Source organism: Mesorhizobium sp. M0136, assembly GCF_040322515.1.
GTDB lineage: Bacteria > Pseudomonadota > Alphaproteobacteria > Rhizobiales > Rhizobiaceae > Mesorhizobium.
The window spans coordinates 119,771-137,828 of sequence record NZ_JAMYTP010000014.1 but is presented as its reverse complement, the minus strand read 5'-3'; the positions used below and the strand labels follow the sequence as shown (position 1 = coordinate 137,828).

Sequence of the window (18,058 nt, the reverse complement as noted above, 5' to 3'; positions counted from 1 at the left end):
TGTGCCGTAACAGCACAGCTGACCGGCCAGGGCGGCGTTCACACCACTGGCTGGAAGCGGGGGCGACGCGCTTGCGCCATGGTTCCTCCAGATTGTGGCCGACATACCGAAACAAAGCGGCACTGCGCGCGACATCGTTCCGAAACAGGCGACGCGCTAAACGCCGCGCTCCTCGCAACGAGGCGGAGCAAACCTTGCGCTCCGGCAATCATGAAAATCTCTCAAGGAGCGAACAATGGACTGGTACTCGGTCGTTAAATTTCTGCACATCGTCTCGGCGATCCTCTGGGTCGGCGGCGGCTTCACGCTGATGCTGCTTGCGGTACGCGCCGACCGTGCCGGAAAAGTCGAAGGCATGCTGCAGGCGATGCGCGCCACCGGCGAGCTCGGTAACCGGTTCTTCGCGCCGATGTCGATGCTGACATTGCTCTTCGGCCTCATCATGTGCGGCTTCTGGGTCGGCTTTTCCGATCTGTGGGTGCTGATCGGCCTTGCCGGTTATGCGACGACCTTCTGCATCGGCATGTTCGTCTTCAAGCCGACTGCCGACCGCATGGCAGGCATGATCGCCAAGGATGGCGTGACGCCGGCAGTGCTTGCCCAGGGCCAGCGCGTCCTCAATGCCGCGCGCTTCGACTATTCGGTGATGCTGGTGATCATCGCAGACATGGTGCTGAAGCCGACGCTGCACGACATCACCATTCTGGGCTGCATGGCGTTCGTGCTGGCAACCGGCGTTGCCCTGGCGCTTGGCAGGACGCGGCCGCTGCTGCCGAGTGCCGCCTGAGGTTTAAGGAATCCGGCGGCGGCCGACTGGGGCCGCCGTCTTACAGAAGGCCGGCGATGCCGTCCCACAGAAGCTTGACCGCGACGACCGCCACGGTCGCATAGGTGAAGGGATAGAACAGCTCCGGCCGCATCCGCCGCACCAGCCAGGCGCCGGCGATTGTCGACAGCGGCGCCAGCGGCATCAGCACCGCCGACGCGGTCAAATTGGTGGTGTCGAACTGGCCGAGCGCGAAATAGGGGATGAGCTTCAGCGCATTGGTGACGGCGAAGAAGATCGCCGCGGTGCCCGACAGCACCTTCGGATCGAGCCTGATCGGCAGCGCATAGACCTGAAAAGGCGGGCCGCCGACATGGGCGACGAAGCTGGTGAACCCGGCAACGGTACCCCAGAAGCCGGCGGCGACGCGGTTGGGCTCCGCTGCGTGGCCGGCACCGTGGCGGAGTTGCAAATAGAGCCAGCGCAGCACGAAGATCAAGGCAACCGCGCCGACGATCAGCCGCACCATCTCTTCGGTTACAAGTGCCGCCGTCAGCCAGCCGAGGGCGATGCCGATCACGGCGCCCGGCATCATGTCGGCCAGCATCTTGCGGTCGAAGATGCCCCACCATGTCCACACCGAGACAATGTCCATCAGACACAGAATTGGCAGAAGAATTGCAGCAGCCTGAACCGGCGGCATGGTCAGCGCCATCAACGGCACGCCGACAAAACCGACGGCGCCGCCGAAGCCGCCTTTCGACAGGCCGACGAGGATAACGGCCGGAATGGCCGCGGCATAGAACCAGGGATCGACGAGCAGGCCTGACATGAGGGAAAGGAGGCTGGAGGGAAAGTGATCTCTGGAATAGACCAGAAATGATCGGACCGCGACCGCAAATATGTGGACCACGGCACCGAAACCCGTCACATGTTTGGCATGTCGAGCGGCGGCGGGCGTCTCCGGATCGGCTGCGCCTTGATGATGGCGGTGCTGGTTTCGGCCTTGTCGGCGATGCGGTCGAGAATCCCGTCGAGCTCACCGATCGAGCGGACGAACAGCCGGGCAACGAAGCAGTCATCGCCCGTCACCTTGTCGCATTCGCCGAATTCCGGGATTTCCTCGATCAGCTTCTGGACGATGTGCAGCTTGCCCGGCAATGGCCGGATGCGGACGATCGCCTGCAAGGCGTAGCCGAGCGCCTGCGGATCGATGTCGATGGTGAACGCGCGGATGACGCCGCGATCCTCTAGCCGCCGAAGCCGCTCCGAAACGCTTGGTGACGACAACCCGACCTGCAGCGCCAGTTCCTTCAGCGAGGTCCGTGAATCCTTGACCAGGATATCGAGGAGCTTTCTATCGAGCTCGTCCAGCATTTTACAATTCCAAGAAAAAAGCCGATTTTTACCTAATTTAATGAGGTTCGTCGTGCATATCACCGGCTACAAGTCATGGAAAGACCAGATCCGCTGTGGGATTATGAAATCTCAAACAAAGTTTCGGGAGCATCCATGGACAACACGGTACGCGGCACGATCGAAATGACGGCGGCGATGGCGATCCTCGGCACGATCGGCTGGTTCGTCGTCCTTTCCGGCCAGCCCATCATGGACGTGGTGTTCTGGCGCTGTGCTTTCGGGGCGGTAACGCTGCTGATCATCTGCGCAGCGCTGGGACTGTTGCGCGGCAGGCTGTCACTTCGCATCGTGACGATCGCAGCGCTGGGCGGTGCTGCCATCGTTATCAACTGGCTGTTGCTGTTCAGCGCGTTTTCCCGCGCGTCGATCTCGATCGCCACGGCTGTCTACAACACGCAGCCCTTCATGCTGGTCGGTTTTGGCGCGCTCTTCTTCTCCGAACGGCTGACGGTGACCAAGCTGACCTGGCTCGGCATCGCCTTTGCCGGCATGCTGCTGATCGTGCAGGCCGCGCCCGATGCAGGCAATCATGGCACGGACTACTTTACCGGCATTGCGATGGCGCTGGCCGCGGCTTTCTTCTGGGCCGTTGCGGCTATCGTCACCAAGAAGCTCAAAGGCACGCCGCCGCACCTGATCGCCCTGATCCAGGTCTGCGTCGGCGTTCTCATGCTGGCACCCTTCGCCGATCTCACCCACCTTCCCGCCGATGCGCGGAGTTGGGTCATGCTGGCGACACTCGGCATCGTCCATACCGGCCTGATGTACATCCTCATGTACGGCGCCATCCAGAAGCTGCCGACGCATCTGCAGGGATCGCTGTCCTTCATCTATCCCGTCGTCGCCATCCTCGTCGACGTGGTCGCTTTCGGCCATCGTCTGCAGCCGGCGCAGATCGTCGGCGCCGCCGCCATCCTGGTCGCCGCCGCCGGCATGAACCTCGGCTGGTCGCTGTGGAAATCGAAAGTGCCAGCCTAGAGCTCGCAAGCGACCCCCTGCCGCCTGTTCAACTCCCGCACTTTGCTCTATGCCGCAATGCAACCATCTTCGCCCGGCATAGGCGATAACCGGGACCGAACACCAATGAATGACGCAACGCCGCCCAACCGCTGCCGTATCGTGCTGATCGCGCCGCCGAACGTGCCCGCCGAGCGCATCGCCGCGGCCTTCGCCGGCGGTGACGTCGCCTCGCTTATCCTGCCGGAAAACGGTATGGACGAGGCCGCCTTCCAGGCCTTTGCCGAGCAGATCGTGCCGGTGGCGCAAGCGGCCGGCATTGCCGTCATCATTGCCGGCGACACCCGCATCGCCGGCCGCGTCCAGGCCGACGGCATTCATGTCGAGGTCGGCAAGGACGAGCTCGCCGAAACGATCGAACATTTCCAGGCCAGGATGATGGTCGGCACCGGCGGCGCCAAGACCCGCGACGATGCGCTGGAACTCGGCGAGGTCAGGCCTGATTACATCTTCTTCGGCCGCTTCGGTTACGACAACAAGCCGGAGCCACACCCGCGCAACCTGTCGCTGGGGCAATGGTGGGCGGACGTGATCCAGATCCCTTGCATCGTCATGGCCGGATCCGATCTTGCCTCGGTGGAAGCGGTCGCCGCCACCGGCGCCGAATTCGTTGCGCTGTCCAGCGCCGTCTTCGCCGACGGCGTCGATCCGAAGACGGCGGTTGCCGCCGCCAACGCGCTGCTCGACGAAACCGCGCCGCGCTTCGAGGACTGACGTGCTCTCGCGGAAAATTCTTTTCAGCGCCTTTCTTGCAACGGCCGTGACGCAGGCGATAGCGGCGGAACCCGTTCCGCTGCCGCAGCCCAGGCCGGATTCCAGCGAACCTGCCGATAAGCCGATCGCCGCACAATTGCCGCAGCCCGCCACCACCGCCCCGTTGCCGTCGGCCGATACCATCAACCCCGACCGCTTCGGCGCAAAGCCGTCCGACGCCGCCTACGGCGCCTTTCAGCGCGGGCTCTACAAGACGGCCTACAATCTTGCGCTTTCCCGTGCTCAAAACGGCGATCCGGCGGCACAGACGCTGGTGGCCGAGATACTGTCGCGCGGCCTCGGCGTGCCGGTCGACGCGGCAGGGGCGGCGAAGTGGTATGCGCTTGCCGCCGAGCAGGGCGTGCCGGAATCGCAATTCCAGTATGCGCTGATGCTGCTCGACGGCCGCTACGTCAAAAAGGACGAGAAGGAAGCCTATGCGCTGATGCAGGCCGCCGCCGAGGCCGGCAACCGCCTGGCGCAGTTCAATTTTGCGCAGCTGATGGTCGAGCAGGAGCCCGGCGATGCCGGTATTGCCAAAGCCGTATCCTATTACGAGCGCGCTGCCGCGACCGGGCTTGCCGACGCACAATATGCGATGGCGCAGGTCTACGCCAACGGCGCCGGCGGCAAGCCGCGCGACGATGTCCGCGCCCGCGGCCTGCTGGCACAGGCCGCGCGGCAGAACTATGACACCGCACAGATCGATCTCGCCACCTGGATGATCGAGGGGCGCGGCGGCGCCCGCGACCTGAAATCCGGCTTCAACTGGATGAAGCAGGCCGCAGAAGGCGGCAATGTCGCCGCCCAGAACCGTCTCGCCAAGCTCTACATGAACGGCATCGGCACCGATCCGGATCTGATCCTAGCCGGCGCCTGGTATGTTGTCGCCCGCCGCGCCGGGCTCATCGACCAAGAAATGGACGATTTCCTGCAGGGCCTGACCGACGAGCAGACACAACAGGCGCTGCAACGGGCCAACCGCCTGCCCTGATCGCGATCTCGCGACTCATCGCACCCGGGCTCGTCAGGCGGGCTCACTGCGTATGATCGAGCACGACCTTGCCGAAGGGCGAGCCGTGTTCAAGGTACCGAAAGGCTTCGGCGGCCTGGCTCCACGGCACAACCCGGTCGATCACCGGTCTCAACCGGTTGACGACAATGGCGCGGTTCATCGCCTCGAAGGATTCGCGTGAGCCCACCGGTATGCCTCGCGCCCTGACCTGCCGGCGGAAGATGTCGAGCGGGTTGATGGCGCCGTCACTGCCGCCGAGATAGCCGATGACGTTGATCTGGGCGCCGCGCGCCGCTGCCCTCAGGGATTGTGCAAAACTCTGCGGTCCGCCAACCTCGATGATATGGTCGGCGCCGCGGCCATCGGTCAATCCCAGCACGGCCGATGCCCAGTCGGGGATGCTGCGATAGTTCACGCCATCCTGCGCGCCAAGTTGCTTTGCCCGCGCAAGCTTCTCGTCGCTGCTCGACGTCACGATGACGCGCGCCCCGGCAGCGGCGGCGAACTGCACCGCAAATAGCGAAACGCCGCCGGTGCCGAGGCAAAGCACGGTGTCGCCGGGTTTGACGCTGCCCTCCGTAAACAGCGCTTGCCATGCCGTCACGCCGGCGCATGGCAGCGTCGCTGCTTCGAGGTCGCTCAGATTGGCCGGCGCCAGCACCGCCTCCTGTTCGTCGAGCCGGGCAAATTCGCTGAGCAGCCCGTCGATTGGGCCGCCGCGTTGATAGGAGGGCTCAGCCATCGCGAAACTGCCCCCGACCCAGCGTTGCCAGAACGTGCCGCAGACCCGGTCGCCGATCTTGAACCGGCTGACCTCGGCGCCGATGGCAACGACTTCGCCGACGCCGTCCGACAGCGGCACCAGCGGCAATGCAAACTTCGTGTGATAGCTGCCGCGGACGATCTCGGCATCGCGGTAGTTCAGCGCCGTGGCCTTGACCTTCACAATCATCTCCTGGCGCCCTGGTTCAGGCATCGGCCGCTCGACCATTTTGAGGTTCTCGAGGCCGCCCGGGCTCCGCAATTCGATCGCTTTCATCGTCGTTCCTTTCCAGCTGGGTCCTGCCGGAGGAAAATCGCTTGCCATCCATCCGATTTCAAATTCATAATGTTCAGAATAATTATGCTTCTATGACATGTTCGGGTGTATCGTGCTTGAAGAACTGAAAACACTGGCCCTCTTTGCCGAGGAGGGTTCGATTCAGAAGGTGGCTCGACGCCTGCCATTGACGCAGCCGGCCGTCACCCGCCAGATCCAGCGGCTGGAGGAAATGCTCGGCACGGAATTGCTCGACCGCCGGCTGAAACCGTCGCGACTGACCCCGGCCGGAGTAGAAGTGCTGGCACGCGGCAAGGACATTCTCGCCGCGGTCGACGCGCTGAGATCATTCGCCAAGGGCGACGAGCCGGAGGGCCTGCTGCGGCTCGGCCTCGCGCATGGACTTTGCGACAAAGCTGTGGCCGCCGCTATTGCTGATGCCGTGGCGCGGTTTCCGAAGGTCTCGCTGCGGCTGAAGAGCGGCTGGAGTCTTGAGCTGGCCGACCAGCACAAGCGCGGACAGCTCGACCTCGCCTTCATCCTGGACGGCAGCAATTCCAAAGCCGGCGACGGTGTTGTCGGAACCGAGCCCCTCGGCATCATCGCTGCCGAAAACACCGGCCGGCAAGTTGACTTCAAGACCATGCCCTGGGTCCTCAGCCCTGAACCTTGCGACGCGCGCCGGCGGCTGGCGGCTGCCCTTGCCGAGGGCGGCCACAGGTTGATCGTCGGCGCCGAGATTCAGGACAGCGCGCTGCAGATCGACTGGGTTCGTCAAGGCCAAGGCCTTGGCCTGCTGCCCAAGCGGCTGCTGCGGGAAAAGCTGCCGCAGGGTATTACCCTAGTCGACGCTCCCGGCCTCGAGCTGTCGCTGCGAATTGTCGTCCTGCGTTCGCCGCACCTGCATCTTTTGAGAAAGGTTGCCGACGCGGTGACCGAGGCGGTCACCGCAACCGTCGGGACGGACTGAGGCTGCCGCGCCGCGCTGCCGGGCCAGCTTCGTTCCCGCTTCACCTGAAAGGCGCTCCTTGCCTCTGCTGGCGATTTGTGGTCTTGGAGGCGCCAAATTGCCCTTTGCGGCGATCATCTCATTTCCGGATCACCTCACCATGGCCAAGATCAATGGCAACGAAATCCGTCCCGGCAACGTCATCGAGCATGATGGCGGCCTTTGGGTGGCGGTCAGGACCAACACCGTCAAGCCCGGCAAGGGCGGCGCCTACAACCAGGTCGAGCTCAAGAACCTGATCAACGGCACCAAGCTCAACGAGCGCTTCCGTTCGGCCGAAACGGTCGAGCAGATCCGGCTCGATCTGAAGGATTTTTCTTTCCTCTACGAGCAGGGCGACGCGCTGGTGTTCATGGACACCGAAAGCTATGAGCAGCTCGAACTGCAAAAGGAGTTCGTCGGCGATCGCGCCGCCTTCCTGCAGGACGGCATGATGGTGACGGTCCAGCTCTATGACGAAAGGCCGATCGGCATTTCGCTGCCCGACTATGTCACGTTGACCATCACCGAGGCCGACCCGGTGGTGAAGGGCCAGACGGCAGCCTCGTCCTACAAGCCGGCGATACTCGAAAACGGCATCCGCGTGCTGGTGCCGCCGTTCATCGGCTCGGGCGAGCGCATCATCGTCGATACCAACGAAATCACTTACGTGCGCCGCGCCGACTAAAGCGCGGACAGCAGGAAGAAACACAATGGCGCGTTCCGCGATCCTCAATGTCATGGTCCAGGCCGCAATGAAGGCCGGCCGCTCGCTCTCGCGTGACTTCGGCGAAGTGCAGAACCTGCAGGTCTCGATGAAGGGGCCAGGCGACTATGTCAGCCAGGCCGACCGCAAGGCCGAAGACATCGTCTTTGCCGAACTGTCGAAGGCGCGGCCCGGCTACGCCTTCCTGATGGAGGAACGCGGCGTGGTCGAGGGCGACGACGGCCAGCACCGCTGGATCGTCGACCCGCTCGACGGCACCACCAATTTCCTGCACGGTATTCCGCTCTTTGCCGTTTCGATCGCGCTGGAGCGCCAGGGCCAGATCGTCGCCGGCGTCGTCTACAATCCGGCTATGGATGAACTCTATACCGCCGAGCGCGGTGGCGGCGCTTTCATGAACGACCGCCGGCTGCGCGTCGCCGGCCGTACCAAGCTGGTCGATGCGGTGATCGGCTGCGGCATGCCGCATCTCGGGCGTGGCCAGCACGGCAATTTCCTCATCGAGCTCCGCAATGTCATGGCCGAGGTTTCTGGCGTCCGCCGTCTCGGCTCCGCCTCGCTCGATCTCGCCTACGTCGCCGCCGGCCGCATGGACGGGTTCTGGGAAACCGGCCTGTCGGCCTGGGATGTCGCCGCCGGCATCTTGCTGATCCGCGAGGCGGGCGGTTTCGTCTCCGATTTCGCCGGGGGACAGGACGTGCTGAACGCCGGTTCGCTGGTTGCCGGCAACGAACTCATCCAGCGCGCGTTGTTGAAGACCATAAAAAGGCCACTCTCAGCCAGCTGATAGAGGCGCGCCGCGCTGAAGCGCCACAGTCGCAAAACCGCAACCAAAGCTTGAAATGCTCGCCCGCGGCCGCCCAGATAAGGCGACGCAGGATCATCGATGACGAACAGCCGGCCCAAATCCGAGAGCGAATTCTCCCAGCTCGACATTCCCTTCATGGGGCGCTGGCATTACTCGCGCGCCGAGATCATCGCCGACGGTATTGTCCACGCCGTGGGCATCGTGCTGGCGATCGCTGCCGGCTCGACGCTGCTGGCACTGGCCGCCTATCGAACCGGCCCCGGCGAATATGTCGCCGCCGCATTCTATGTGGTCTCGCTGCTCACCGTGCTGTCGATTTCGCTGGCCTACAATGTCTGGCCGGTGTCGTCGCCGGCAAAATGGATATTGCGGCGCTTCGACCATGCCGCGATCTACCTGCTGATCGCTGCCACCTACACGCCTTTCCTGGCCCAGCTCGGCGGCTCGCCGCTGGCCGTTTCGATGATCGTCCTGGTCTGGACCGCCGCGGCGGTCGGCATCGCTATCAAGGTCTTTCTTCCCGGCCGTTTCGACCGGCTGGCGATCGTCTTCTATCTAGCCATCGGCTGGAGCGGTCTCGTTCTGGTGGAGCCGCTCGTGCGGACGCTGCCGGCGACATCGATCGCGCTCATCGTTGCCGGCGGCATCGTCTACTCCTGCGGCGTGATCTTCTTCGCCTGGAAGGGCCTGCGCTTCCACAATGCGCTGTGGCATGGCTTTGTCGTCACCGGCGCCGGCCTGCATCTGGCCGCCATGGTCGACTGCCTGGTCATCAACCGGCTTTGACCTCCGGTCGCGGACAGTGGCAATATTGCCAAGCGCCATTCAATTTCGTCACAATTCCGTTTAGAGTCGCAAACACAAATTGATCGGCGGCGACGGCATCGGAAACGGGGCACGGATGACTCTTCTCAGATCCTTCGGCATGGGCAGGCGCTCCGACGTTCTGATCTACGATCCGCACAAATTGTCGAGCCCGCAGGTGTTTCTGCTGACCATGGTGATCTTTCTGTTCATCGTGGCCTTTATCGCCGCCATCCTGACGCGCCAGATCTCGACCGCCTTCGTCACCAATCCCGGTCTCAACGGCCTGATCATCGGCGTGCTTGCGGTCGGCATCCTGCTGGCCTTCGTTCAGGTCGGCCGGCTGTTCCGCGAGGTGCACTGGGTCAACTCGTTCCGCGCCGGTTCCGAGACAACCGAACCGGTGCTGCTGGCGCCGATGAAGGCGATGATCGGCCGCTCCTCGACGATTGCCTTCTCGACCAGTTCGATGCGCACCATGCTGGATTCGATCGCCACCCGCCTCGACGAAAGCCGCGACACGTCGCGCTACCTTGTCGGACTGCTGGTGTTCCTCGGCCTGCTCGGCACCTTCTGGGGCCTGCTCAACACGATTGGCTCGATCCGCGAAACCATCGAGTCGCTCGATCCCGGCACCGGCGATGCCGCCGCCGTGCTCGAATCCCTGAAGCAGGGGCTTTCCGCGCCGTTGGCCGGCATGGGCACCGCCTTCTCGTCCTCGCTGTTTGGCCTCTCCGGCTCGCTGGTGCTCGGCTTCCTCGACCTGCAGGCCGGCCGCGCCCAGACGCGCTTCTATACCGAACTCGAAAACTGGCTGTCCTCGGTCACCGACCTGTCCTCCGACATCGTCGTTGCCGACGCGGCGAGGACCGAGCCCTCCGAGGAAATCCGGCTGTTATCGGAAAAGCTGCGCACTCTGCAGGAAAATGGCGGCGGCTCCAATCCGCGCGTGGCCACTGCCATGGCCAATCTCGCCGACGGCATTTCCGGCCTGGTCAAGAACATGCGCTCGGAACAGCAGATCATGCGCGACTGGGTCGAGGCCCAGTCCGACGAGCAGAAGGCGATGCGCAACACCCTGGAGAAGATCGCCGACGCCTTGAAGAAGCCCGGAGTGCATTGACGTGGCGTTAGCGCGAGGCCGGCGCTCCGACCGCCGCATCGATTACTGGCCGGGCTTCGTCGATGCGCTGTCGACGCTGCTGTTGGCGATCATGTTCCTGCTCACGGTTTTCGTTTTGGCGCAGTTCCTGCTCGGCCGCGAGATCTCCGGCAAGGACACGGTGCTCAACCGCCTCAACTCGCAGATCAATGAGTTGACCCAGCTTCTGGCGCTCGAGCGCTCGACGACACAGGACAAGGAAGACACCCTTGCCAATTTGCAGGCATCGCTATCCGCATCGGAGGCCGAAAAAAACCGGCTCGAGCAATTGCTGGCGCAAGGCGCCGGTGCCGGCGATGCCGCCAACCAGCGCGCAACGGCCCTTTCCGGCGAACTCGACAGCCAGCGCCAGATCAGCCAGCAGGCGCTGAGCCAGGTCGAGATCCTCAACCAGCAGATTTCGGCGCTGCGCAAGCAGATCGCAGCGCTCGAACAAGCGCTCGACGTGTCCGAAACGCGCGACCGCGAATCCAACACCAAGATCGCCGATCTCGGCCGCCGCCTCAACGTCGCACTGGCGCAACGCGTGCAGGAGCTGAACCGCTACCGGTCCGATTTCTTCGGCCGCTTGCGTGAAATTCTCGCCGACCGCGAGAACATCCGTATCGTCGGCGACCGCTTCGTCTTCCAGTCGGAAGTGCTTTTCCCGACCGGCTCCGAAGTGATCAACGACGCCGGCAAGGTCGAGATGAAGAAGCTTGCCGATGCCATCATCGAATTGCAAAAGGAAATCCCGCCGGAGATCAACTGGGTGCTGCGCGTCGATGGCCACACCGACAACAAGCCGCTCTCCGGCACCGGCCGCTACCGCGACAATTGGGAATTGTCGACGGCGCGCTCGACATCGGTGGTCAAGTTCCTGATCGAGAACGGCGTGCCGGCCAACCGGCTGGTCGCGGCCGGCTTCGGCGAATTCCAGCCGCTCGACCCCGCCGATACCGAAGAGGCGCGCAACAAGAACCGCCGTATCGAGTTGAAGCTGACCGAGCGGTGATCTGCAAGCCTTTGGCTTATATCATGCGCCAGGGCGAGCCGGCTCAAGTCGGCGGCATTTAGTGCACTGGTGCGGCAGCGGCAAGAGCTGAAAAAATTACCTTTTTTTAATTACATTTTGCCGCCGTGGCCTTTTAGCCTTGGTCATGGGCCGAGAACCGCCGGCGGTGGAACCGCTCATCGCGACGCGACGGAAGCTGACGGCCCGCGGCCGGAAGGCAGGGCCCCTTCCCAACCACCGCCTTCCCCAGTAAAGAAGACGCAACTATGCGCTTCTTCGCTCCCAGGAATTTTAGGACTGCTACGCTCGCCACACTTCTCCTCGTTCCGTTTGCCGGCGCTTACGCCGGCCCACGTGAGACGGCCTTGATCAATCAGATCCAGAGCGTGGAGACAGGTATCCAGGGCGCCATCCAGGCGAACAAGCTCGAGCCGGGCGAGGCGCGTGACTTGCGCACGCAGCTCGCTCAACTCGACCGGGCCGCCGAGAGGGCCGCACGCGATGGAACGATGCCTCGCACGCAATATCAGCAGTTGCTGGCGCAGCTCGACGATGTCAGCCAAAAGCTGCGCGCTGATACCGGCAGTGCCTTCCTCATCGGCAACGGCGCCGATGGCGGATATTATCCGAACGGCTATGGCCCAATCTATCCAGGCGGCTGAAATCGGCCGCAGTGCCCGGCGCTGTGGCAATTGATTTGCGCATGATCCTTCTCCAGCTTTCGGTTCAGGGATCATGCGCTAGCCCAACGCCAGCGCAAGCACTGCTGGCACTGTTCGGATGAACAGGATTTTACGGCCCGCCGTTGCCGCGCCGTAAAGGCCGGCGACGGCGACGCAGACCAGGACGAAGGCTTTGAACTGGAAACCGGCCGTTGCGGCCGGCATTCAATGCGTCGGTCGCGGGCGGCTTTCGGGGTTGCCAACAGTTTTGCATTGATATCTTTTCTCGCCGTCAAATCAGCGGAACCCACAATGTCCTTTCAAAAACTCGACGACCTCGGCCACAAGCTCGAAGCACTGGAACATGCCCTCGCCATCCTCGGCGCCGATGAAGCGACCCACATGGCGGTCGGCGGCGGCGAGAAGCGCGCGGAGGCAATGTCGGCGCTTGCCGGCATGCACCATGCCCGGGCGACTGCACCGGAGATTGCCGATTGGATCGCGGCGGCCGAGCAGGAAGCGCTGAACGAAGAGCAGCAAGCCGCGGTCAGGGAATTCCGCCGGCAATACACCAACCTGACCTGCCTGCCGGTCGAGTTCGTCGAGCGCCAGACGACTGCGCGCATGCGCTCCGAGCAGCTCTGGCGCGATCTGCGCGCCAAGAACGACTGGGCCGGCTTCCTGCCGGCGCTGGAAGGCGTCGTGGCGCTGGTCCGCGAGGAGGCGGCACTTCGCGCCGAGGTGCTCGGGCTCGAGCCTTATGACGCGCTGATGGAGCAATATGACCCGGGCAATCGCACCGCCGACATCACGCCTGTGTTTGCCGAGTTGAAGGCCTTCCTGAAAGGCTTCGTACCGGAGGCACTGGCCGTGCAGGAAGAGCGGCTGGCGAAACATCCGCTGAAGCCACTTTCCGGCAGCTACCCCTTGGACAAGCAGCGCGAGCTCGGCCTCGCCATGATGGCGGCAGTCGGCTTCGACCTCACCCACGGCTCGCTGTCGGTTTCGCACCATCCGTTCTGCGGCGGCGTGCCGAGCGACGTGCGCATCACCACGCGCTACAAGACCTCGGATTTCCTGTCGGCGCTGATGGGCGTGCTGCACGAGACCGGCCATGCGCTGTACGAGCAGAACCTGCCGAAGGCGTGGGCGCACTGGCCGCTCGGCAAAGCGCGCGGCATGGCGGTGCATGAAAGCCAGAGCCTGTTCGTCGAAAAGCAGATCGGCCGCAATCCAGAATTCTGGCGCTGGGCGCTGCCGGTGGTCGAAAGACACCTTGGTGAGAGCTGGACGATCGACGACATCCTGCCGCATGTGCACCGGGTCGAGCGCGGCCTGATCCGTGTCGATGCCGACGAGGTCACCTATCCGCTGCACGTCATCCTGCGCTACGAGCTGGAGCAGGAGCTTGTCTTGGGACGGCTGGAAGCAGCCGACCTGCCCGAGGCCTGGGATGCCAAGATGCGCGATTATCTCGGGCTGTCGACATCCGACAATCCGGCTGATGGTCCGATGCAGGATGTTCACTGGCCGGGTGCCGCCTTCGGCTATTTCCCCTCCTACACGCTCGGCGCCATGATGGCGGCGCAGCAATGGGCGGCGTTGACCAGAGATCATCCTTCAGCCGACGAAGACCTCGCCAAGGGCGATTTCGCCGCGATCAACGACTGGCGCCGCAAAAGGATCTGGTCGCAAGGCTCGCGCTGGTCGACGCCGGAACTGCTCGAACGCGCCACCGGCGAAAAGCTCAATGCCGTGCATTTTACCGATCACCTGAAGAAGCGGTACGGGAAGTGAGCCGTTCCGTCTATTCCCGGCTCTTGCCGCGGTGACCGCAGAAATCCGCGAAACTGGCCTTTACTTTGGTGGGAAAGCCTCTGAAAAAGGAGTTCTTCCAAGTTGGGCGAGCGTAGATGTCTGCCTGTTACAGTTTTCATAGGATGAAGTCTTTCTGGCCCTGCTTGGTAATTTTCATCTTATTGGTCGGTCTGAGTTCTCCGGCCATGTCCGACGACATGGTTTTCAACGGTCCGGCAGAAAGCTGGGTAGAGCAGCTTGAAATTCCGGCTGCCGATCCCGCCCGATCGGATCAAATCAAGAATGGCGTTTCATGGCTGCTCTCGGACGACCAGATCAAGCATCGCGCCGGCGGCTATGTCGAGTACTCGCGCACCGTCTATAAGATCGTCGACCGTCCCGGCCTGGATCGTGGCGCGAGTATCGATCTGCAGTTCGATCCGTCCCGGCACAAGGTCACGCTTAACCATCTTCACATCATCCGCGATGGCGCCGTTCTGGACCGGCTGGAAGGCGTCGAATTCGACATCTTCCGCAGGGAAAGAGACGCCGAGAAAGGCGTCTTCGACGGCTGGCTGACTGCACATGTCAACATCGATGACGTGCGTGCCGGCGACATCGTCGATTACGGGTCGACCTACGAAGTAACACCGCTGGTCGGCAAGGACCTTTTCTTCAAGAATTTCTCCACCGAATGGGAAGAGCCGGTAGCGCTTCTCCGCACCAGCATCATTTGGCCTTCGGGCCAGCCGCTCCAGATCAAGACAAGGGGAACCCGACTTAAGCCCTCGATCTCCCCGACTGGGCCGGACACCACTTATCTATGGGAAATTCCAAACCCGAAACCGGTCAATGTCGAGGATAACCTGCCCGTGACCTATCCAGGCTGGGGCTCCATCGATGTCGCGTCTACCGCGAATTGGCAAAGTGTGGTCGATGCCGTTGCGCCCTATTACAAGCCAGCGACCGTTTTCCCCCCGGCTTTTGCCGCAAAGCTCGACGACATCGCTCTGCGGCATCCGGTGCCGGAGGACCGAATGGTCGAGGCAATGCGGTTGGTGCAGGACCAGATCCGCTATGTAAGCCTGTCGATGGGTGCCGGTTCCTACGTTCCGCGTGATCCCGCGACGGTCATCTTGAGCGGGTTCGGTGACTGCAAGGACAAGGCCCTGCTGCTGGTCTCGTCGCTTGTGCGGCTTGGCATTGCTGCCGAGGTCGCCTTGGCCGATCTCGACGAGGGACGGGCCCTGGACCAGCATCTGCCGGCGCTCCGCGATTTCGACCATGCCATAGTCAAGGCAAGGATCGGAACAAAGACATATTGGCTGGACGCCACGAACTATCTTCAGGGCGGCAGGGCGCACAATCTCGCACAGCCGGACTACGGCTTCGCGCTGCCGCTTTCCAGCACCGGCGGGTTGGAGAAGATGCCGAGCCCTGTGCTCACCAGCCCATCGATCCAGATCGCCGAGGAATTCGACTTTCCGCGCAAACCGGGCGATCCTCTGGTACTGACGGTCTTCTCGACATATGAGGACGGCGATGCCGATTGGATGCGCGGCAATTTCGCCAGCCGGTCGCTGGGCGAGGTGTCGGACGCCTACCTGAAATACTACAACAAGCAATATCCGGGCATCCAAACCATGGCCAAGCCGGAAATCGTGGATCGCCGCGACGGCAACATAGTGAGCGTGAAGGAAAGTTATCGCTTGCCGGCGGAGGCGCTGGCGGCCAACGATTTGGCAAAGAATTTCCCGATCCGCGCGGCCGATCTCGGCAACAACTCTCTTCCAACCCCGACAATCGTCGACCGGACCGGGCCCGTCTCCCTCGGCTCCCAGTTCTACCGCCGCCACAAGGTGACCGTGCGCAACCTCAAGGCGAGGTTTTCCGGCGAATCGATGAAAAACGTTGTGACGCCCTATCTGTCTCTCAAGGCGTCCTGGTCCAACACGCCCACCGAATTTCAAGTTGAATGGAACTTTCAGACGCTGGCAAGTGAAGTGCCAGCCAAGGCCATTGCCGACTATCTGAAAACCGTCGATGACGTCGCAGACCAAATTCGCTGGCAGTACGATTTTACCTATGAAGAGCCGCCCGCCGATGTGCAGCTCAGCGATCCGGCAAAGGAGCAGCGACAGACCGTCGCCAGCATGCTTTTGTTGTCGTTGCTTGTCGGCGTTCCCCTGTTCATCGCCTATCGACGCGGCAAACGCCGAGCTTTCGGTAGCTGAAGAATCCCGGCCGTCGCGGGCAGACCTACTCGGCCGCGCCCCTGAAAGCATTCGCCCCGGTATCGAACTGCAGCTTGGCCAGCCGCGCATAGATGCCGCCCTTGGCGACCAGGCTCTGATGCGTGCCTTCCTCGACGATGCGGCCGCCGTCCATGACCAGGATGCGATCGGCCTTCAGCACCGTTGCCAGCCGATGGGCGATGACGATCGTGGTGCGGCCCTGCATCAGCCGGTCCAGCGCCGTCTGCACCAGCGTCTCGCTTTCGGCATCGAGTGCCGAGGTCGCCTCGTCGAGCAGAAGGATCGGCGCATCGCGCAGAATGGCGCGGGCGATCGCCACGCGCTGGCGCTGGCCGCCCGACAGCGTCACGCCGCGCTCGCCGACCTGGCTGTCATAGCCTTTTTCGAGCTTCAGGATGAACTCGTCGGCAAGCGCGTCCCTCGCCGCCGCCTCGATCTCGGCCTGGCTGGCGCCAGGCCGGCCAAAGCCGATATTGTCGCGTGCGCTCGCCGCAAAAATGGTGACGTCCTGCGGCACGATGGCGATGCGCGCGCGGATCGCGGCCGGATCGGCCTCGCGCAGATCGATCCCGTCGATGACGATCCTGCCGGCCTCCGGATCGTAGAAGCGCAGAAGCAGCGAAAACACCGTGCTCTTGCCGGCACCGGATGGCCCGACGATCGCCACCGTCTCACCGGGCTTGACCTGAAAGCTCAGGCCATGGACGGCGGCGCGGTCGGGCCGGGCCGGATAGGAGAAGGAGACATCGTCGAAGCTGACCGCGCCTCTCGCCTTTGCCGACAGCGGCTTCGGATCGGCGGGCGCCTGGATCGCGGGTTTCTCGGCCAGTATCTCGGTCAGCCGTTCGGCGGCGCCCGCTGCCTGGGACAGTTCGCCCCAGACTTCCGACAAGGCGCCGAGCGCGCCGGCGGCGAACACCGAATAGAGCAGGAACTGGCCAAGCGTGCCCGGCGACAGCGTCCCGTCGAGCACGTCGCGCGAACCGAACCACAGCACCGCCACGACCGACGAAAAGATCATGAAGATGGCGAAGAAGGTGAGAAAGGAGCGGGCAAAGATCGAGGCCCGCGCCGCTTCGAACGCTGCTTCCACGGCGGATGAAAAATACCCGGTTACAAGCTTCTCGTTGGTGAAGGCCTGCAGGGTGCGCACCGCGCCGATCTGCTCGCTGGCATAGGCGGTGGCATTGGCCAGTGTATCCTGCGCCAGCCGTGACTTGCGCCGCACCGAGCGGCCGAAGGCGACCAGCGGCAGCACGATTAGCGGAATGGCCGCGATGACCAGGCCGGACAGTTTTGGGCTGGTGAAGACCATCATCGCCACGGCGCCGAGGCCAAGAATGACGTTGCGCAAAGCCACCGAGGCGGTAGCACCGACGGCCGATTTGACCTGCGTCGTGTCGGCGGCGAGCCGCGAGACGATCTCGCCCGACTGGGCGGTATCGAAGAAGGATGGAGACAACGTGGTGACATGGGCAAAGACATCGCGGCGGATATCGGCAACGACGCGCTCGCCGAGCGTGATGACGAAATAGTAGCGGCTGGCAGACGCCGCCGCCAGCACGGCGGCCATCACCACCAGCATCGCGAAATATTCGGCAATGAAGCTGGAATCGGAAGCGGAAAAGCCGTGATCTATCATCCGCCGCACGGCCAGCGGCAGCGCCAGCGTCGTCGCCGCCGCCACGGCCAGCGAGACGATCGCGCCGATGACCATTTTGCGGTAATGCATGATATAGGGAAACAGGCGCTGCAGCGGCCTCAGCGAGCGCCTGCGCTCGTCTGCATCGCCGCTGATGTTCGCCATGACCCGTTTCCTTTGGCCCTTTGAGGTTTGCGCCATCAATATGCG

17 protein-coding genes and 1 pseudogene are annotated in these 18,058 nt (G+C 63.2%); 13 read left to right on the top strand and 5 right to left on the bottom strand.

The features are described 5' to 3' along the window. Positions 1 to 235 precede the first annotated feature (235 nt). Positions 236 to 787 carry a DUF2269 family protein gene (locus NKJ35_RS18525; protein WP_352649026.1) on the top strand — a complete coding sequence of 184 codons (552 nt, stop codon included), beginning with the start codon at positions 236 to 238 and terminating at the stop codon, positions 785 to 787. 40 nt (positions 788 to 827) lie between these two features. Here the strand turns inward: NKJ35_RS18525 and NKJ35_RS18520 are convergent, their stop codons facing one another. After that, a complete protein-coding gene (locus tag NKJ35_RS18520; protein ID WP_352450835.1) occupies positions 828 to 1,598 on the bottom strand; it encodes a sulfite exporter TauE/SafE family protein in 771 nt (256 codons plus the stop codon). Between the two features lie 95 nt (positions 1,599 to 1,693). Continuing rightward, on the bottom strand, positions 1,694 to 2,143 hold the full coding sequence (locus tag NKJ35_RS18515; RefSeq protein ID WP_023678010.1) for an Lrp/AsnC family transcriptional regulator: 450 nt from the start codon (positions 2,141 to 2,143) through the stop codon (positions 1,694 to 1,696). 135 nt (positions 2,144 to 2,278) lie between these two features. On the opposite strand from NKJ35_RS18515, the gene NKJ35_RS18510 reads away from it, so the two are divergent. The 3 genes from NKJ35_RS18510 to NKJ35_RS18500 all read left to right on the top strand — a co-directional run bounded on the left by NKJ35_RS18510 (position 2,279) and on the right by NKJ35_RS18500 (position 4,949). Beyond that, a complete protein-coding gene (locus NKJ35_RS18510; RefSeq protein ID WP_352649024.1) occupies positions 2,279 to 3,163 on the top strand; it encodes a DMT family transporter in 885 nt (294 codons plus the stop codon). A 105-nt stretch (positions 3,164 to 3,268) separates the two neighbouring features. Then, a complete protein-coding gene (locus NKJ35_RS18505) occupies positions 3,269 to 3,916 on the top strand; it encodes a thiamine phosphate synthase (protein WP_352649022.1) in 648 nt (215 codons plus the stop codon). A 1-nt stretch (position 3,917) separates the two neighbouring features. Continuing rightward, complete coding sequence (locus NKJ35_RS18500) at positions 3,918 to 4,949, top strand: tetratricopeptide repeat protein (RefSeq protein WP_023678013.1); 1,032 nt, start codon at positions 3,918 to 3,920, stop codon at positions 4,947 to 4,949. Between the two features lie 43 nt (positions 4,950 to 4,992). Here the strand turns inward: NKJ35_RS18500 and NKJ35_RS18495 are convergent, their stop codons facing one another. Then, a complete protein-coding gene (locus tag NKJ35_RS18495; protein ID WP_352649020.1) occupies positions 4,993 to 6,009 on the bottom strand; it encodes a zinc-dependent alcohol dehydrogenase family protein in 1,017 nt (338 codons plus the stop codon). A gap of 112 nt (positions 6,010 to 6,121) precedes the next feature. On the opposite strand from NKJ35_RS18495, the gene NKJ35_RS18490 reads away from it, so the two are divergent. The 7 genes from NKJ35_RS18490 (at position 6,122) to NKJ35_RS18460 (ending at position 12,154) form a co-directional block, all read left to right on the top strand. Further along, positions 6,122 to 6,979 carry a LysR family transcriptional regulator gene (locus tag NKJ35_RS18490; protein ID WP_352649018.1) on the top strand — a complete coding sequence of 286 codons (858 nt, stop codon included), beginning with the start codon at positions 6,122 to 6,124 and terminating at the stop codon, positions 6,977 to 6,979. Positions 6,980 to 7,118: 139 nt separating this feature from the next. Continuing rightward, positions 7,119 to 7,685, top strand: a complete 567-nt coding sequence (gene efp, locus NKJ35_RS18485) for an elongation factor P (RefSeq protein WP_254816449.1) — start codon at positions 7,119 to 7,121, stop codon at positions 7,683 to 7,685. 25 nt (positions 7,686 to 7,710) lie between these two features. Continuing rightward, on the top strand, positions 7,711 to 8,511 hold the full coding sequence (locus NKJ35_RS18480) for an inositol monophosphatase family protein (protein ID WP_352649015.1): 801 nt from the start codon (positions 7,711 to 7,713) through the stop codon (positions 8,509 to 8,511). Between the two features lie 99 nt (positions 8,512 to 8,610). After that, the gene (trhA, locus tag NKJ35_RS18475) at positions 8,611 to 9,318 is read left to right on the top strand and encodes a PAQR family membrane homeostasis protein TrhA (RefSeq protein WP_352476086.1); all 708 of its coding nucleotides are present in this window, start codon (positions 8,611 to 8,613) and stop codon (positions 9,316 to 9,318) included. Between the two features lie 115 nt (positions 9,319 to 9,433). Further along, entirely contained in the window at positions 9,434 to 10,459 is a 1,026-nt protein-coding gene (locus NKJ35_RS18470) for a MotA/TolQ/ExbB proton channel family protein (RefSeq protein WP_352649012.1), read from the top strand. A gap of 1 nt (position 10,460) precedes the next feature. Continuing rightward, positions 10,461 to 11,492 (top strand): peptidoglycan -binding protein, encoded by a 1,032-nt coding sequence (locus NKJ35_RS18465; RefSeq protein WP_352649010.1) that lies wholly within the window; start codon positions 10,461 to 10,463, stop codon positions 11,490 to 11,492. 365 nt (positions 11,493 to 11,857) lie between these two features. Then, on the top strand, positions 11,858 to 12,154 hold the full coding sequence (locus tag NKJ35_RS18460) for a hypothetical protein (protein WP_352649008.1): 297 nt from the start codon (positions 11,858 to 11,860) through the stop codon (positions 12,152 to 12,154). Positions 12,155 to 12,232: 78 nt separating this feature from the next. Here NKJ35_RS18460 and NKJ35_RS18455 read toward each other — a convergent pair. Beyond that, a pseudogene (locus tag NKJ35_RS18455) lies at positions 12,233 to 12,364 on the bottom strand (DUF1304 family protein); the annotation flags it as partial. Between the two features lie 102 nt (positions 12,365 to 12,466). On the opposite strand from NKJ35_RS18455, the gene NKJ35_RS18450 reads away from it, so the two are divergent. Further along, positions 12,467 to 13,951 carry a carboxypeptidase M32 gene (locus NKJ35_RS18450; protein ID WP_352649006.1) on the top strand — a complete coding sequence of 495 codons (1,485 nt, stop codon included), beginning with the start codon at positions 12,467 to 12,469 and terminating at the stop codon, positions 13,949 to 13,951. A 206-nt stretch (positions 13,952 to 14,157) separates the two neighbouring features. Beyond that, positions 14,158 to 16,185, top strand: a complete 2,028-nt coding sequence (locus NKJ35_RS18445) for a DUF3857 domain-containing protein (RefSeq protein ID WP_352649004.1) — start codon at positions 14,158 to 14,160, stop codon at positions 16,183 to 16,185. 25 nt (positions 16,186 to 16,210) lie between these two features. Here NKJ35_RS18445 and NKJ35_RS18440 read toward each other — a convergent pair whose 3' ends face one another. Further along, the gene (locus NKJ35_RS18440; protein WP_352649002.1) at positions 16,211 to 18,013 is read right to left on the bottom strand and encodes an ABC transporter transmembrane domain-containing protein; all 1,803 of its coding nucleotides are present in this window, start codon (positions 18,011 to 18,013) and stop codon (positions 16,211 to 16,213) included. Positions 18,014 to 18,058: the final 45 nt, after the last annotated feature.

Coding starts and splice junctions, on each gene's coding strand:
- NKJ35_RS18515 (WP_023678010.1), bottom strand. CDS start 2,143: ATGCTGGACGAGCTCGATAGAAAGCTCCTCGATATCCTGGTCAAGGAT.
- NKJ35_RS18525 (WP_352649026.1), top strand. CDS start 236: ATGGACTGGTACTCGGTCGTTAAATTTCTGCACATCGTCTCGGCGATC.
- NKJ35_RS18480 (WP_352649015.1), top strand. CDS start 7,711: ATGGCGCGTTCCGCGATCCTCAATGTCATGGTCCAGGCCGCAATGAAG.
- NKJ35_RS18440 (WP_352649002.1), bottom strand. CDS start 18,013: ATGGCGAACATCAGCGGCGATGCAGACGAGCGCAGGCGCTCGCTGAGG.
- trhA (WP_352476086.1), top strand. CDS start 8,611: ATGACGAACAGCCGGCCCAAATCCGAGAGCGAATTCTCCCAGCTCGAC.
- NKJ35_RS18495 (WP_352649020.1), bottom strand. CDS start 6,009: ATGAAAGCGATCGAATTGCGGAGCCCGGGCGGCCTCGAGAACCTCAAA.
- NKJ35_RS18470 (WP_352649012.1), top strand. CDS start 9,434: ATGACTCTTCTCAGATCCTTCGGCATGGGCAGGCGCTCCGACGTTCTG.
- NKJ35_RS18510 (WP_352649024.1), top strand. CDS start 2,279: ATGGACAACACGGTACGCGGCACGATCGAAATGACGGCGGCGATGGCG.
- NKJ35_RS18450 (WP_352649006.1), top strand. CDS start 12,467: ATGTCCTTTCAAAAACTCGACGACCTCGGCCACAAGCTCGAAGCACTG.
- NKJ35_RS18520 (WP_352450835.1), bottom strand. CDS start 1,598: ATGTCAGGCCTGCTCGTCGATCCCTGGTTCTATGCCGCGGCCATTCCG.
- NKJ35_RS18445 (WP_352649004.1), top strand. CDS start 14,158: ATGTCCGACGACATGGTTTTCAACGGTCCGGCAGAAAGCTGGGTAGAG.
- NKJ35_RS18505 (WP_352649022.1), top strand. CDS start 3,269: ATGAATGACGCAACGCCGCCCAACCGCTGCCGTATCGTGCTGATCGCG.
- efp (WP_254816449.1), top strand. CDS start 7,119: ATGGCCAAGATCAATGGCAACGAAATCCGTCCCGGCAACGTCATCGAG.